13 protein-coding genes are annotated in these 16,228 nt (G+C 48.6%); 3 read left to right on the forward strand and 10 right to left on the reverse strand.

Annotated elements, in window-relative coordinates; all coding sequences use genetic code 11:
• Window positions 1–109: 109 nt before the first annotated feature.
• From L5M51_RS11785 to slyA, 3 genes are all read right to left on the reverse strand, one after another.
• Window positions 110–1,138, reverse strand: a complete 1,029-nt coding sequence (locus L5M51_RS11785) for a DUF2955 domain-containing protein (protein WP_113940046.1) — start codon at window positions 1,136–1,138, stop codon at window positions 110–112.
• Window positions 1,139–1,363: 225 nt separating this feature from the next.
• Complete coding sequence (locus tag L5M51_RS11790; protein ID WP_263172872.1) at window positions 1,364–2,422, reverse strand: HlyD family secretion protein; 1,059 nt, start codon at window positions 2,420–2,422, stop codon at window positions 1,364–1,366.
• An 8-nt stretch (window positions 2,423–2,430) separates the two neighbouring features.
• Window positions 2,431–2,904 (reverse strand): transcriptional regulator SlyA, encoded by a 474-nt coding sequence (gene slyA, locus L5M51_RS11795; protein WP_105251323.1) that lies wholly within the window; start codon window positions 2,902–2,904, stop codon window positions 2,431–2,433.
• 223 nt (window positions 2,905–3,127) lie between these two features.
• Here slyA and L5M51_RS11800 point away from each other — a divergent pair, with 223 nt between their 5' ends.
• A complete protein-coding gene (locus L5M51_RS11800) occupies window positions 3,128–5,029 on the forward strand; it encodes a methyl-accepting chemotaxis protein (RefSeq protein WP_263173026.1) in 1,902 nt (633 codons plus the stop codon).
• 56 nt (window positions 5,030–5,085) lie between these two features.
• On the opposite strand, the gene metF is transcribed toward L5M51_RS11800, so the two are convergent.
• The 3 genes from metF to metB all read right to left on the reverse strand — a co-directional run bounded on the left by metF (window position 5,086) and on the right by metB (window position 9,759).
• Complete coding sequence (metF, locus tag L5M51_RS11805) at window positions 5,086–5,973, reverse strand: methylenetetrahydrofolate reductase (protein ID WP_263172873.1); 888 nt, start codon at window positions 5,971–5,973, stop codon at window positions 5,086–5,088.
• 217 nt (window positions 5,974–6,190) lie between these two features.
• A complete protein-coding gene (locus tag L5M51_RS11810; protein WP_105251321.1) occupies window positions 6,191–8,584 on the reverse strand; it encodes a bifunctional aspartate kinase/homoserine dehydrogenase II in 2,394 nt (797 codons plus the stop codon).
• Window positions 8,585–8,595: 11 nt separating this feature from the next.
• A complete protein-coding gene (gene metB / locus L5M51_RS11815) occupies window positions 8,596–9,759 on the reverse strand; it encodes a cystathionine gamma-synthase (RefSeq protein WP_263172876.1) in 1,164 nt (387 codons plus the stop codon).
• A 212-nt stretch (window positions 9,760–9,971) separates the two neighbouring features.
• Here metB and metJ point away from each other — a divergent pair, with 212 nt between their 5' ends.
• Both metJ and L5M51_RS11825 read left to right on the forward strand, forming a co-directional pair.
• Window positions 9,972–10,286 (forward strand): met regulon transcriptional regulator MetJ, encoded by a 315-nt coding sequence (gene metJ / locus L5M51_RS11820; protein WP_259582805.1) that lies wholly within the window; start codon window positions 9,972–9,974, stop codon window positions 10,284–10,286.
• Window positions 10,287–10,420: 134 nt separating this feature from the next.
• Window positions 10,421–11,164, forward strand: a complete 744-nt coding sequence (locus tag L5M51_RS11825) for a sulfite exporter TauE/SafE family protein (protein ID WP_113940051.1) — start codon at window positions 10,421–10,423, stop codon at window positions 11,162–11,164.
• Between the two features lie 106 nt (window positions 11,165–11,270).
• Here the strand turns inward: L5M51_RS11825 and nrfD are convergent, their stop codons facing one another.
• The 4 genes from nrfD to L5M51_RS11845 form a co-directional block, all read right to left on the reverse strand.
• On the reverse strand, window positions 11,271–12,218 hold the full coding sequence (gene nrfD, locus L5M51_RS11830) for an NrfD/PsrC family molybdoenzyme membrane anchor subunit (RefSeq protein ID WP_263172878.1): 948 nt from the start codon (window positions 12,216–12,218) through the stop codon (window positions 11,271–11,273).
• A gap of 2 nt (window positions 12,219–12,220) precedes the next feature.
• Window positions 12,221–12,787, reverse strand: a complete 567-nt coding sequence (locus L5M51_RS11835) for a 4Fe-4S dicluster domain-containing protein (protein WP_219234513.1) — start codon at window positions 12,785–12,787, stop codon at window positions 12,221–12,223.
• Window positions 12,788–12,799: 12 nt separating this feature from the next.
• Window positions 12,800–15,082, reverse strand: coding sequence for a thiosulfate reductase PhsA (phsA, locus tag L5M51_RS11840; RefSeq protein ID WP_263172881.1), 2,283 nt, complete (start codon window positions 15,080–15,082; stop codon window positions 12,800–12,802).
• Window positions 15,083–15,512: 430 nt separating this feature from the next.
• Window positions 15,513–16,175 (reverse strand): pentapeptide repeat-containing protein, encoded by a 663-nt coding sequence (locus L5M51_RS11845; RefSeq protein WP_107402699.1) that lies wholly within the window; start codon window positions 16,173–16,175, stop codon window positions 15,513–15,515.
• Window positions 16,176–16,228: the final 53 nt, after the last annotated feature.

Consider the following 16,228-nt stretch of genomic DNA (forward strand, 5'->3'; position numbering starts at 1 on the left):
ATGAGCCTTAACATTCATTAAGAGTCACTTATTGTTCAATTCAAACGGGATAAATTTACCTTACTCTGTACAAGGTTAAGCTGCAAGCCTTCAAGACTTAATGGCCTGCTCAATAACCAAACCGCGTCGATTCGAAACGATTCAATAACTTATGTATCAAATAGCATAAAAGTAACGTGCCAACGATAGCGATTAAAATACTGCTCACTCGGTATAAGGCACTGAAGATTAAGTCGTTACCTGGGGTCAAATACTGCCCAAACAAAATCCCTAACGTGGTCATAGCACCAAAACCGACACCTGAGCCATTCGCCTCGCGCACATGGGCTTGGCTAAAAATCATCAGTCCAATCCACAACAAGGGCACAACTAACATCAATAGCCCTGACCAATCATAGAGCAGCAACTGCACGAGTATCCCAAACGACACCCCCAACAGGGTGCCTATGGCGCGCTTACGGGCATAGTCGAGTGCACCATTCCAATGCATAGGAAACAATAGCAAAAGAGTGGTCGCTTGAGCCGACATCGAATCCCGCAGATCAAATATTTGGAACACCAGAAACGATGCCGTCGCTATGGTCGCGCCGAGCAAGGCTTCGTGGCGCATTCGATGCGGCGCCTTAGGCCCAGGTTTGTAAGCCGCTCTTGGTTCCACATCGGGCCAGAGTGCCGTCATAGCGTAGGCGATAACTACTGAAAGTGCTGTCGCCCAAAAATTACTGAAAACTAAGTCGTTTAAGTCAACGCCGGGATAGCTTGCAAAGTGCAGCATGATACTGAGACTCAGCACACCGTTGGCACCAAAGAGAAACAAACTGCCGCGGGACATGGCCGCAAAGCGGTATAAAAATAATAGGAAAACGATGGGAGTCATCATGCCGGGATGGCTGCCAAAGAAACCGCCGAGTAACCCAACCTCTAACCCAGCCATGGCAGATGAAGCCAATAATTGGCGCATAGCATGACCATTCATCACTGGCACTAATCCGAGTAGTAGCATAGGTGTCACAGTGAAAAAGACTCCATTGCTCCAACCAAAAATTTTACACAGGGTAAAACCTAAGGTCGCGCCAGTCGCAATCCGTAAACACTGGCGTAAATCGTTGGCCGTCAATGGGCTATGGCGTAGTAACATGCTCGTCGCCTTGTTCTATCGATACATTAAATGAGGATGTTTAGCTGGCTTATGCTGCGTTCACACTTATGTTGCTTTGAAGCGTTCACTCAAGCGACTCGCGGCAAATACAAACCACCGCGAGTCACTCGTGCTCGTCAACACAGATAAGTACTGATGGATATGCCGGTAAAGATGCTGGTAAAGATGCTGGTAAATACGCTAGTAAACATTCTAGTAAATAGGCTAGTAAATATAGTGCAGCAGGCTGATTGCTTTAATCTGCACCTTAGCGAGCAAGCTGAACAGGCTATTCTCGGGCAGCAATTGCACGGTCGCGCGCGCGCCCGCAGGTAAGCTGTTCATTGCCATACCATCTAACACTAGATGTAATCTCAATCTTTGAGCATCACGTACCCAACGGTCCGATTCCTGTGGCGCGGCTAAACGGCCATTAGCATCGAATTGCCCTGCACTCACGCCCGCATCGACACTGCTCACCGTCGCCCGATATAAACGCCCAGGTTCGCCATCGAACGCAATCAAAGCGGTCGAAGAAGCATTGACTCCACGCAGACTCTTCTCGCGAAAATCGGCAATAATATCCACTTTATCCGATACCACGGCCAACAGAGGTTGCCCCACGGTCGCAAAACTACCGACTTCTAACTGCAGGTTAGTCACTATCCCATCTTGATCAGCACGTATTTGGGTATAAGACAGATTAAGCTCGGCTTGGGCTAAATGGTTTTGCGCCTGACGCACTTTAAGATTCTCTTCGCCATAACTGCCACGACTCACTTTGAGTTTTTCTAAACGGGCATTGGCGGCAAGCAAATTGGCTTCAGCAGCTGCGGCATCGCTATCGGCTAGCTCCTTTTGCTGCTGCGATACGCCATGGGTGGCATACAGGGCATCGAGACGTTTAGCCTCACTGCGTTTTTGTTGTGAGGTGGTTTTATTGGCATTGACCTCGGCCTTAGCGGCCAGTAGCGAGGCATCTAACTCAGCATTATCTTGACGGGCTTGCTCTAAGGCCAATTTAGCCTGCGATACCGCTAACTCATAGGGTGCGGGATCGACTTGAAACAACAAATCACCCTTGGCAACGGCTTGGTTATTGGTTACAGCTATGGTCTGGATTTTACCGCTGATCTGCGGTGTCACTTTAGTCACTACACGGGTCGCCATGGCTTGAGGCGTCAATGGCATCATAGTGTCGGCCAGCATGAAATAGCCAAAAACCATCACAAAGCCAAACATGGCAAATTTTACTAAACGGGCAAACTGTTGATCCGGTGTCATCTTCTTTCTCACAAAAGGGTGTCTGTAACCTTGGTTAATTTGGCGCTGGCGTTGTCGCTGATCAGGCTAATAATGCGTTCAAATTCGCTCAACTCTTCGGCACTGATCCCGCCTAATAACTCACGGCGCACTTGAATAATCCGCGCTTCCATTTGCTTTAAAACATCTAATCCCGCTGGCGTCAGGCTCACAATCCTTGCCCGCTTATCTTTGTCACAACAATGACGCTCGACTAGACCTTGCTCTTCTAATTGCCCTAAGGTGCGCATTAGCGAAGCCAATTCAATTTCCAAGGCATCGGCCAATACTTTCTGGCTCACGCTGTCGCCTAAACGCAGCAGTTTCCAAAGGGCAGTCCAACGGGGATGAGTTAATCCTAAAGGTGCCAGCTCAACATCGGCCACGGTACGCCACAGTCGATGCAGACGGCCTAAATGCTCCGCCAGTGATAACTCTTTTAGTCGCTCTAATTCTTTTTGCATCTTGCTCACCCACTTAGTTAGCGTGCTAAGCATTATACTTAGTTAGCAGGCTAAGTAAATATTTAGGCCCAAAATAGATCTGTGTCCAAGGGCACGAAACGAGCGTAAGAGGGAATAAATAACTTAAAAAGGTTCGCGCCCTCTCAAATCTTATCAAGTTGTATCTCTATAATATCAAACGGATAAATTGAGTTGATTTGCACATGAATTGGAGGCTGTTTTGATAAATCTAAAAATTAGTACGAGGATCGTTATTGGGATCTGTCTATTACTGTTAACAGTAATGAGCTTTATCATGCCGCTCGTTCTCTCTGAATTCAGTCGCCAAGTTGCAGAATCCGAGCAAAGAGAACTCCATAAGATCTATGAAACCGCTGTTGCCGAGATAGCCTCATCGGGCAAATTAGCCGAAGCAATGGCAACCATCATCTCACTCACGCCAGAAGTTCAAAGCACCTTTGCAACAGGCGAGCGTGATGAACTCACCACCCGTACCTTACCTATATTCACCCAACTTAAGCGCGATTTTGCGGTTCAGCAATTCCAATTTCATAGGCCACCAGCCACTTCTTTTCTACGCTTGCATCGTCCCGAAAAATTTGGCGATGATCTCACCAGCATACGCAAGACCATAGTGGAAACAAATAGCCAAAAGCGCCCTCTTTATGGCTTGGAATATGGAGTGGAAGGATTAGGTATTCGTGGTTTAGTTCCAATGAGTTACAACGGGCAACACACAGGATCAGTTGAGTTTGGCATGTCCTTCGGTCAACCCTTTTTTGATAATTTTAAACAAGCCTATCAAGCAGAAATTGCCCTCATCTTGCCAGATGATTCTGGATATAAGTTATTTGGCGCGACATTCACGCCTGATACCCAAGCGACAGATGAACTCAATAACGTCATGCAAGGCCATGAAGTCATACGCACTATTTCCTTAAATAACAAAACCTATGCTCTGTATCGCCACGCCATAAAAGATTACTCAGGAAACGTGTTTGGCGTACTCGATATTGCGATGGATAGAACCCATTCAGAACAAGCGATAGCGGATATTCGCCTTAAGTTGATCCTTATCGGTTTAGTGGCTCTGGTCATTGGAACTGCCATTGCTTGGTTTATTGCCAAAGGCATTACTCGCCCTATCGCTGAAACCACCCAAGCCATGAATGATATCGCTGAAGGTGAAGGCGATTTAACCCGCCGAATCGCGGTAAAAGGTAAGGATGAAATTGCTGAATTATCGATGGCATTCAACCGCTTTGTAGAAAAAATCCACAATACAGTTTCCCACGTCGCCGACTCAACAAGCCTGCTCGCCACTTCTGCTGAAGAAATGTCGAGCATTACGCGGGAAACCCAGAAGATGGCGAGTCGTCAGCACCTCGAAACCGAGCAAGTTGCCACCGCAATGAATGAAATGGCCGCAACGGTTCAAGAAGTTGCCCATAACGCGACCGATGCGGCCGATGCCGCCAATCATGCCAATGACTCAACCGAACAAGGCAAATTGGTTGTACAAAAAGTGGTAACCACTATCGCCATATTGGCCGAGGAAATAGCCACAGCAGCGAGTGAAATCAATGAATTAGAGCGTAATACCGCTGAAATCGATTCTGTGCTTGTGGTTATCCGTAATATTGCCGACCAAACTAATTTACTCGCACTCAATGCGGCAATTGAAGCCGCAAGGGCGGGAGAACAAGGTCGAGGGTTTGCGGTCGTTGCCGATGAAGTACGCACTCTGGCGAGTCGTACTCAAGCATCTACAACGGAAATTCAGCAGATGATCGAAGCGCTTCAGCATAAAGCTAAGTCCACAGTCAATGCGATGGAAACCAGCACCCGTACCACCCAAAGCTGTGTATCCCAAGTTCACCAAGCGGGTGAAGCACTCGAAGCCATTACCCATGCGGTTTCCACCATTAGCCAGATGAATATCCAGATCGCCAGCGCTGCAAATGAGCAATGTGCGGTTTCGGCTGAGATTAATAAAAATGTTAATAACATCAATGATATTGCGACCAATGCGACAGATAGTGCGGTACAAACTGCACGCGCTGGCGATGAACTTGCCCAACTCGCAGCCCGTTTAACAACTTTATTAGCTCAATTTAGAATTTAAGCAAAACAAAACGCCGCATTCTCTGCGGCGTTTTTATTAGCTTATTTTATAAGGTTTTATTTAGGACGCACGCCTAAAGTGTGGCAAATCGCGTAGGTCAATTCGGCGCGATTTAAGGTGTAAAAATGGAAATCCTTCACGCCTTCGCGGGACAGCACTTTCACCATGTCGATGGCCACGTTTGCCCCCACCAATTGGCGTGTACCCGCATCGTTTTCTAGGCCGTCGAATTGCTTATGTAACCAATTCGGTAACGACACATTGGTCATGCCAGCAAAACGTTTTAGCTGGGTAAAGTTAGTCACAGGTAAAATACCCGGCACAATTTCAACGTCGATACCGGCGGCAACGCAGCGATCACGAAAACGCAGGTAAGATTCCACATCGAAGAAAAATTGGGTAATAGCACGGCTGGCGCCCGCATCAATCTTGCGCTTAAGGTTGATTAAATCAGCCTGTGCATTACTCGCATCGGGATGCACTTCTGGATAGGCCGCAACTGAAATATCAAAGTCAGCCACAGAGCGCAGCAAACGCACTAAATCCGCCGCAAAACGGGTTGGCTTGGGGCTGCCTGCGGGCAAATCACCACGCAGTGCCACTATGTCACGAATGCCCGATTTCCAATAATGCTTAGCCAGTTCTAACAGCTCTTCATCGCTGGCATCCACTAAGGTTAAGTGCGGCGCGGCAACGAGGTCAGTTTCCTGTTGGATACGTTCAATCACGCCGTGGGTGCGGTCGCGCACGCCTGAGTTAGCACCGTAAGTCACAGACACAAACTTAGGGTTAAGCGGCTCTAAACGACGGATAGAGTTCCATAGGATCTGTTCCATTTCGGGGGTCGATGGCGGGAAAAACTCAAAAGAAACATTAATATCGTCATTAAGCTCAGACAAGCTCTGGTTCAGCGATTGTGAATGTTGTGCGTGATGAAAAGCCATGTGTATTTCCTCAACCGCCCTTGGCGCTACTCTTTGCTAGTATGAATTCGTTCAAATGGACGTTTGGACGTCTATATGTCCATATACTAGAGAAACTGAGATGTAAGTCAAGCCCCAAAATACCCATAAACCGCATTTAATCTCGGTTAATTCGATAGATTTATTCTAGCCAATAAAAAAGGACTCGAATGAGTCCTTTAAGAGGCTTGATATCGCGTTATTCCTGCAGCAGATCGCGACAGATCTGAGTCAGATCCGACTGCACCGCCGCCGCTGTCACTTCGCGTCCAGCGCCCGGTCCACGGATGATCAGCGGATTACCTTGGTAGAAGACACTGCGGATCACAAACACATTATCACCAGGGGTTAAGTTGGCGTAAGGGTGATGAGTATCAATCCACTGCAAACCCACTTCGGCCTTGAGCTCTGGGCCGCTGTTGTCTAAGGATGCCACATATCTGAGCACCTTATTTTGCTCCGCCGCCGCACCATACTGTTGCAGCAGATCGGCATCTAACTCGGCAATGCGGGTGAGAAATTGATCTAAGGGAATATCCGCCAAAGCGGCTGGTACGAGTGAGCGCAGCTCAATATCTTCAAGCTCGATTTCAAGGCCAATCTCACGGGCTAAGATAAGCAGTTTACGCTGCATATCACGGCCGGAGAGATCGTCGCGGGGATCGGGTTCAGTAATACCTAAGCCTCTGGCTTCAATCACTAATTCTGAAAATGGCTTACTAGTATCGTATTTCTCAAACAACCAACACAAGGTGCCGGAGAAAATCCCGCCCACCGCTTCAACGCTATCACCGCTGTTACGCAGATCATTTAGCGCATGTTGGATAGGTAAACCAGCGCCACAGCTGGCGTTATAGCGCCAAAACAAACGACGATTACCCAGTTGCTGCTTTAACTCTCGATAGAAAGGCAGTGGACCCGAGCCCGCAAGTTTATTCGCGCTCACCACATGGATGCCACGCTCGAACAGTTCTGGATATTGCAGCGTCAAACTGGCGCTGGCACTGATATCTAAGGCCACCAGCTCATCGCAATTAACTTGCTCTAATTGCTCGAATAAATGTTCATACTGCCAAGGCGTTGCTTCAGTATTAAACTCTGTTTGCCACGCGGCAAGATTAATCCCAGTTGATTTAATCAAGGCTTTACTCGAACTGACTAAACCGACTAACTCAACACTGGCTTCGAGTTCATGGTCTAGTGAGGGTGAAACCGACTTAAACAGATCGATCCAAGCCTCACCGATATTACCCACACCGAGCAGCAGGACGCCAATGCGTTTACGCGGGCCAGCGCAGCGACGGTGGACTTTTTGGGTTAACAGATTCACCTGTGACTGGGGCACTAACGTCACTAAACTTAAATCGCCACTGAACAAAGGTTTAGCATCACGGCTCAGTAAACGGGCGAAGCTGCGGCGATAATGTTCGGCGTCGGCACTTACTAATGCAACTAAACCAAAATCTGTGTTGATCTGCTGCTCGCTGATCCCTAATGCTTCTGCCTCGGCATCGAGTAATCTTTGAACTTGTTTTTGATTCTCAGCGGTATAGGCAAGTTCAACCCTTTGATGGGCAGAGGTCCAATGGGCCAATGGCGTTAAACCCGCGGCAATCAATAAATCTAATAAACGAGTTAACTCCCCTGTGAGTTTAAAGCCGAACAGGACAACAGCATTGAGGTTAGTCACCACAGGCGCGCTCGCCGACGAACTGTGGGGCGCGATCAAGGTAAAGTCGGTGTGGGATGCATAACTTGAGCGTACCGCTAAACTCACTTCGGTATTAAACAAAGGCTGCAGAGTGCGCGAATGTAATACTGGCGAGCCTAAACGCGCGAGGCGATCGGCTTCGGCAAGTGACATGCTTTTCAGTAACTTGGCATCGTTGATTTTATTAGGATCGGCGTTGAACACCCCTTCCACATCGGTCCAAATAGTCACGCGCTCGATATCGGCGAGACTAGCAATCAGGCTGGCGCTAAAATCTGAACCATTACGGCCAAGTAATAGGGTATCGCCACGCTCGTTAGCGCAGATAAAACCTGTGATCACTAAGCGTTCATTGGGATGCGCGGCTAATAGGGCTTGTACTTTAGCGCGGGATTCTTGTACCCGAATTTGCGGTACAGCGGCTTCATCGGCCACTAAAATTGAACAGGCATCCACATGGCTTGCCGCCACGCCAGATTCGCGCAGTAGCGCCGCCATTAAACGTGCCGACCAACGTTCGCCAAAGCTCACCACATGATTGATTTGGTATTCGTTGCGCTCGTCTAAAGACAACAAGCTGATGAGTTGCGCTTTATCTGTGGCCAAACGCTCACGCAGATCGCGGGCTTGTTCATTCGACAACAACTGCTCAATCAACCCCTGTTGGTAGCTGATCAGCACTTGTAATTCTTCTTGCCATAGCTGACCCGCATCACGCAGCGCTAATAATTTATACAGGAAATTCGTGCTTTTACCCGCCGCAGAGACCACCACGAGATCATCACTATGACCGTGGGTTAACAGGATATGGGCGACTCGGCGATAACAATCGGCATCCGCTAAACTGGAGCCACCAAATTTATGTAAGTGACAACGTGCCATCTATTATTCCTCTACTGACAAGCCGCAACGGCGGCTAATCCTGCTTGAATATCTGCAACTAAATCGGCGGCATCTTCAATACCCACCGATAGACGCAATAGGGTGTCCTTAATACCAGCCTCAAAACGCGCCTGCGGCTCCATGGCTCTGTGGGTCATAGTGGCGGGCACTGCCACTAAACTTTCGACGCCACCTAAACTTTCCGCCACGCTAAATAAGCTGAGTGCACCTAAAAAGGCCACGACTTCGGCCTCGCCGCCCTTGAGCTCAAAACTCAGCATAGCGCCAAAGCCTTTTTGTTGCTTGGCTGCAATCCCATGACCTGGGTGATCCGCAAGACCAGGGTAATAAACTTTGCTCACTACAGGGCTTTGCGTTAATACCTCAACAATGCGCTGGGCATTGGCTTGATGTTCACGAATTCGCACCGCTAAGGTACGTAGGCCGCGCAGGGTCAGATAACTGTCGAAGGCCGATCCCGTTAAGCCTAGAGTGTTCGACCACCAATGTAAGCTTTCGCCGATTTGCGCATTTTTGGCGACCACAGCGCCGCCGACCACATCGCTATGACCATTGATATATTTAGTGGTGGAGTGGATAACGATATCCGCGCCTAACAATAGGGGTTGTTGCAATATCGGCGATAAAAAAGTGTTATCGACCACCACCAGCGCGCCGACCTCATGGCTCGCCTTAGCAATGGCTTCGATATCTACCACACGCAATAACGGGTTCGATGGGGTTTCGAGCCACACCATCTTAGGATTCTGCGCAATGGCGGCGGCTAACGCTTGGCTGTCGGTTTGGTCGACCACAATGAGCTTAAACTGGCCTTTCTTCGCCAAGTTGGTAAATAAACGGTAGGAACCGCCGTAACAATCGTGGGGCACGACCAATAGGTCATCGGGGCCGAGCAAAGTGGTCACTAAGGTGATGGCCGCCATGCCAGTGCACGTCACTATGCCAGTGGCGCCCTTTTCTAATTGCGCTAATGCTTCGCCTAAAATGCAGCGCGTTGGATTGCCTGAACGACTGTAATCGAATTCGCGGGGATTTTTATGACCATCGAAGGCGTAATTAGTCGACAAATAAATCGGTGGCACAACTGCGCCATATTGAGTATCGCTTTCGATACCCTGACGCACTGCCAGTGTGGCTAATTGACGCTCTGCCATGGGTGGACTCCTAAATTCGATAGACTGATAGAGATGTCTGGACGTCTAAATGTACCTAAGCCCAACGCCATCGTCAATAGGCGTGAAGACGTTTAGACGTCTAAACATAAAGAAATCTGTTTGCAATCACAAAGAAATAGTAGCAATAATTTGACTGTTCTTTGTAAGGGTTTAAAATCTGCCCCGAATTTAGCGTTATAACAGGTGAGTCAATGACTGAATGGAATGGGGAATACATCAGCCCCTATGCTGAACATGGCAAGAAGAATGAACAAGTAAAAAAAATTACTGTGTCTATTCCGCTCAAAGTGCTTAAGGTCCTCACGGACGAACGTACTCGTCGTCAGGTCAATAATTTGCGTCACGCCACCAACAGCGAGCTGTTGTGTGAGGCATTTTTGCACGCCTACACTGGCCAGCCATTGCCCAACGATGACGATCTGTCAAAAGATAATCCAGACAGCATTCCCGCAGAAGCCAAGTTGTTGATGGATCAAATGGGAATCGAGTGGGAAGACATGGAATAGCGACTCGTCGCTTTCAAAGTCATATCACAGTGCTCATCAATAGGGATCGTTAACGATCCCTTTTTGTTTATACCCAAGCGACTTCAAACTTTAAATTTCACCATCTTGAGTTGGTTTGGGATATAGGAAATCCTATGTTTTCTATGATAGATCCACAGACACTCGCCTTAGCCTCGCTGGTCGTGTTTCTGGGCGCCTTAACCCAAAGTCTGATTGGGTTTGGGCTTGCGGTTGTCGCCAGTCCTTTGCTGTATATCGTCGATCCACAACTTGTACCTGCGCCTGTTATTGCTATGGGTTTCTCCATCGCCCTGCTGACCTTAGTGCGTGAACGCGGTCACTTAGAATTCAATGGCTTGCAATATGCGCTCCTAGGTCGCGTGCCCGGCGGTTTTATCGGCGCGAGCCTGTTGCTGTTTGCGCCTCAACCCATACTGGGTTTATCCATCGCCGCCATTGTGACTGTCGCAGTGATCCTCAGCCTGTATAAATTCAGCCTGCCAGTGAATAAGAAAACCCTCTTCGGTGCGGGCGTGGTTTCAGGGATCTTCGGCAATATCGCCGCGATTGGTGGCCCGCCGATGGCGATTTTGTTGGCAGGCAAAGATGCCTCGCAGTTTCGCGCAGCGCTGTCGGCCTTCTTCATTTTTAGCTCCATGATTGCACTGATCATTTTAGCAATCACTGGCTTATTAGAATTAAAACATCTGTGGCTGTCGTTGATGCTGCTCCCCTCAGTGATTTTAGGTTACTTAGTCGCAGGACGATTAGTGGGCCGTGTCGATAAAGAGAAGACAAAGATGGCGACGTTAGTCCTGTGCAGTATCAGCGCCTTAGTGCTAACGGTGAAGTCGGTTATCGAGTTATTACCCCAATAAGCCTCCTGCTTATACTGGCAAACCTTCTCACGATTCAAACAATAAAAAAGCACTGACATTGCCAGTGCTTTTTCTTTATCTATCAATATGTAAAGCCAGCTTACACTCAGCTTAAATAGCTTTGCCCTGCGTACACAATAAAGTGTCTTAAGGCGAGTACGCCCGTTAAGCTCGCACAAGCCACCATGATCATCGCGCCCTTAGTGTGGCGAGTCGCGGCGGGTAGCAGCATAAACAGCAATGGAATACCAAAACCTATACCGACAACGCCTATCCAGAACACGCTTGCCCATAACCCAGAAGTTAACGATGCTAAGGCCGCAGCCGCCGCGCCGCCCTTGAAGTACAAGGCGCAGAACAACATGAACAGGAACAGGATTTCAATCGCCATCACAGGCAATTCTAAACCGTGCATCTTCACTAAGGTTTTGTCGTGGCTGTCCGTCTTAAACATCAGCAACGCCAGTACCGCATTTGCCGCAGCGCCCGCCGATAGACCTGACACTAAAAACAGCGCAGGCAGTACCGCAGTGTTGAGCATAGGGTAAGCATTCATCGCCGAAATTAAGAAGCCAGTGTAAGCCCCCACGCCAATGGCGAGGACAAACAACAATACTTCAATCAGCTTTCGAAATGGCATAAGTAACTTAGCGATAGGCGTTAGGAAACCCAAACCCCATTTTGGTAAGTCATCCCGCAGCACAATAATGGCGTACGCAAAAGCTAAGGGAGAATACGCCAGCAGCGCCAGCACCCCGATTGCCATCACAGACTGGAAGTTATAGTGAATTAAGATCAACCAGAAGTGGAATGGTTTGGTTAAGTCAAACACTAAGCAAGCTAGACCTAAGCTAATTGCTACAGGCCCAATAATGGCTGCCGCCTTAAGAATGCTGCTTTCGGCTCCCACGCTGAGTTCCTTATTCGCCCAGCGCAAACCAATGCCAATCAGTAAACTGCCCGCGGATAACCCCGCCATAAACAGGTAAACGGCGATGACCCAGTGCCAAGTGACAGGATCATATTGCGCCATGTCGCCCCAAGTATTGTTCATAATCAAATCCCCCCTCTTTTGGTAGGAACGCGATATACCCTAGGTTTAGTGCCCAAATGGGTTTTATCTTGGTAAGTGATTTTAGTGTTGAGCATGATGGCCACTTCACTCTGCGGATCATTAGCATCACCAAACACTAAGGCATCGGTTGGACACACAGTCACACACGCCGGCTCTTCGCCCCGTGCTAAACGCGTATCCTTACAGAAGTTACACTTATCCGCCGCCTTGGTTTCTGGGTTCATAAAGCGCACTTTATAAGGGCACGCTGCCACACAGTACATACAGCCGACACACTTCTCGGTATGGATAGAGATAATGCCGTCTTCACCCACATAGGCCGCACCCGTTGGGCACACCTTAACGCAAGGTGCATCTTCACATTGCTGGCAAGATACCCTGTGATATTTGAAATGCAGATTGGGCATCTCACCAAAGGGGCCTTCCACACGCACTTGCAGACGAGTTACGCCTTCGGGTACGCCATTTTCACTGCGACACGCCACGTTACAAGCTTGGCAGCCGATGCACTTATTCTCGTCGTGCACCATTACATATCGTTTATTCATTTAAGCCTCCGATTAGCGCTTTGCCAGCGTGACGCCCGTGGTGTGCACTGTCATGCCACACACAGGAGCAGTAACGTGCGGTAGTAAGTTACCGCAATGGATACCTTTGCCCGTTGCTCTGACCAACTCTTTGTTTTTAGAACCAAAGCCCATGTAAGCAAACACAGTATCTTGGCGAATACCCGGCGTGACTAAGGCATGGCCTTCTTCTGTGCCAACACTGCTGGTGAGGCGGATTGGGTCGCCATTGCTGATCCCTAACTTACCCGCAGTAACAGGGTGAACCCACACAGCGTTATCCGACATCAGGTTAGCGAGCATAGGCACATTGTGGGTTGCGCCATTGGTGTGCACCGCCACTTTGCCTTGGATAAAGTACAGCTCATCTGCTTTTTTAAGATTCACTTCGCGGAACTTGATCACCCCACGGCCTGGTGCCATGGCTTCCACTTTCGCGGAAGTGAGTTCAATTTTGCCACTCGGGGTTTTAAAGGTCAGTGCGCTGGCGTAAGTGCCGTCTTCATCGGCAGGTCGAGCATTGGGGTATGCCTTAATAAACTCGGCAACCATCTTAGGCTCGCACAACATAATTGGCTTACCGAAGCTCACAAAACCTTCGTCTTTGATCCGGCGCAGCAGGTCAGTGTCGCGGTTCACCTGCAGCATTTGCAGGGTTTCCATGTTTTCCCATGGATAGAACTCGCCAAGGCCCATAGCCACACCCACATCCTTAAAGATCTGCCAAGAAGGCTTAGTATCACCTAAGGTTTCAACGACCCGTTGGCGCACATAATAGGCCGGATTTTTACCTGACTTATCAGCAATTTCTTCATCACGTTCAAGATAAGTCGATTCAGGTAAAATCACGTCCGCATAGGCGGCGGTTTCGCTGATATACACATCACACACGGCGATAAAGTCGAGCTTTTTCATCGCTTCAACAACGCGCGCTCTGTCTGTCATGGTTTGCATTGGGTTAGTGCGTGACATCACCCAGCCGTGTAACTGGTAAGGAACAGCGCTTAACGTGGCATCGAGAATGGTTTGGTAAACGCCGCCCGATGTCCACATCATGGCGTACTGCTCTTCCACCTGATCGATACGTTTCGCTGCTGGTTTTGGCATGTCTTTCACGCCAGGTTTTGCCAATACTGGCGCAACCGCTTCACCGGCAAGCTTGTTGTAATCACCGGGTTTCTGGCCGATATAAATCCCGCCCTTACGCTCAATATTACCAATCAAGACGTTGGCGGCGTACAGGGCGCGGCGCATCTCAAACTCTTCGGTGGTAAAGGTGGCTCTGTGACCAAAATCGACCACGGCATGGGGCGCTTTAGCGGCATATTCGTGGGCGATGCGGCGAATGTCTTTGGCAGGCACATCAGAAATGGTTTCGGCCCATTCAGGGGTATAGGCTTTCACTTCGGCGGCAAAGGCTTCGAAGCCTTCCACATAGCGCGCGACGAATGCCTTGTCGTAAAGATTATCTTCAATTAATACATGGCATAACGCCAAGGCGACGGCTATGTCGGTGCCGGGGCGAATGGCGTACCATTCATCGGCTTTATCGGCCACGACGGAGAATCTTGGCTCGAACACTACTAGCTTGGCACCTTTATCCATCTGCGCCGCCATCATGCCGCGGGTTTCGGACATATTGATGCCTTCGTACAGGTTATGGCCGAAGTTAATGATGTATTTAGAGTTACTTAAATCACGTTTGACCTTAGTGCCAAAAATAGCCTTAGCGGCAATTTCATAACCGCCGGGGCAAGTCGACGCGTGGGTAAAGGTATTGGGACTGCCGAAGGCGGTCGCAAGGTGAAACAAATGCTTTTCTTGTGAGCCAGATTTTGACGAGAATGCCACGGCCTCTGGACCATGTTCTTTTTTGATTTTATTGAGGTTTTCAGCGATTAATTTATAAGCTTCATCCCAACTGATCTCAGCCCATTTGCCTTCGCCGCGCTCACCGACCCGCTTTAACGGTTTAACGATGCGCTGTGGATCGTACAATAAACTATGGCCTGCGCCGCCACGGGCACACACTTTACCGCCAAAGGATTTAGCGGCCTTGTTGCCACTAATGAAGACGTTTTTGCCTTCAATCACCCGCGCCGAAATCGGGCAGCGAGTCGAACACATTTCACAAATACTGGCAATGTCTTTGCCCATGCCCTTTAGCTGCTTATTCTCTAATGCCGCTAAGCTGCCCGGCAGCAGACTGGCTAAGGCGCAGGTTGCCCCGCTCGCCCCTGCTCCCTTTAAAAAGGTTCGCCTATTAAGCTCAATCATGGTTACCTCCATCACGCTCATCCCACCCGCAGCGGCCACTTTTGGCGCCATCGAGCAGAGGTTTGCTCACTGATTTGATTACTTTTTTAGTTATAAAAGCATTAAAACAGCGTCGCCATATCTTCAAAATACAGGCATCCGCTGGATCCGCTGCTTATCGACTAAGATTGTTATCCCGAAAGAGGTAGGTGGGTATTGTGGTAAACCACATGGGGAAGCTCGGTGTGATCTACAGCAACTAAAACCTAAGACTGACCTTGAAATACGTGAATAAGATCAATAGGTCCTAAAACACGAGCAGAAAAAAGCCGCCAGATGGGGTAAATGGCGGCTTCAAAAATAAACAGATATTTCAGTAAATTGCGATAATACTCGTGGGATGAGCATCACTATGCTGAGTGAAAAGCTGAGTAAAAACCTACCACAATCCTTAATCCATTAATTCTATATCGAGGCAGTTGAGCAGCCGAATCGCTTCGTCACGGCTAAACTTAGCGCCTTTGATTTTATTATTAAAAATGTCGATATCGTAATTGGATGCCTCGCTGAAATCCGCCTCCAATAATTGAGTTCGGCCAAACAGACTATGACTAAAATCCGTGTAGGTGAAATTGGCTTGATTAAAACTGCCCTCGCGAAAATCGACATCGTGGGCCTTACACTCTTCGATGATAATTTCATCGAGGGACAAACCTAAAAATGAGCAATCATTTAAGATGGATTGCTTAAAGGAAAAGGGCGCGGCAAAGGATAAACGCGACCACGCGGCGCGGGTCCAATCGATACCGACTAACTTACATTCTTCAAACTCCACCCCGCTGAACTGACACTGGGGCACTTTCACTAAACTTAAGTTGCAACGCACAAAGCGGCAATCGATAAACTTGCATTTACGGAAAGTGCTCTCACTAAAATGGCAATCTTGAAAGCAGCAATCCTCAAACTCGATGCCCTGTAGATCTTGTGCTAATTCCGACAAGCCATTGAACTGTTTTGATAAAAAACTATTGCCCTGCAAAGCCGCGCTTTGCGCGAGTTGGGATGGCGCAAGCACTGATTGTTTAAGTACAGGCACTTCTTTCTGTGACGACATAACACCTCTAATCCTGCCCAATCCCCAGCAATAAAATATGCAGGGCAATTGGG

Origin of the sequence: Shewanella sp. SM73 (assembly GCF_025653795.1) — a bacterium.
Lineage (GTDB): Bacteria > Pseudomonadota > Gammaproteobacteria > Enterobacterales > Shewanellaceae > Shewanella > Shewanella oncorhynchi.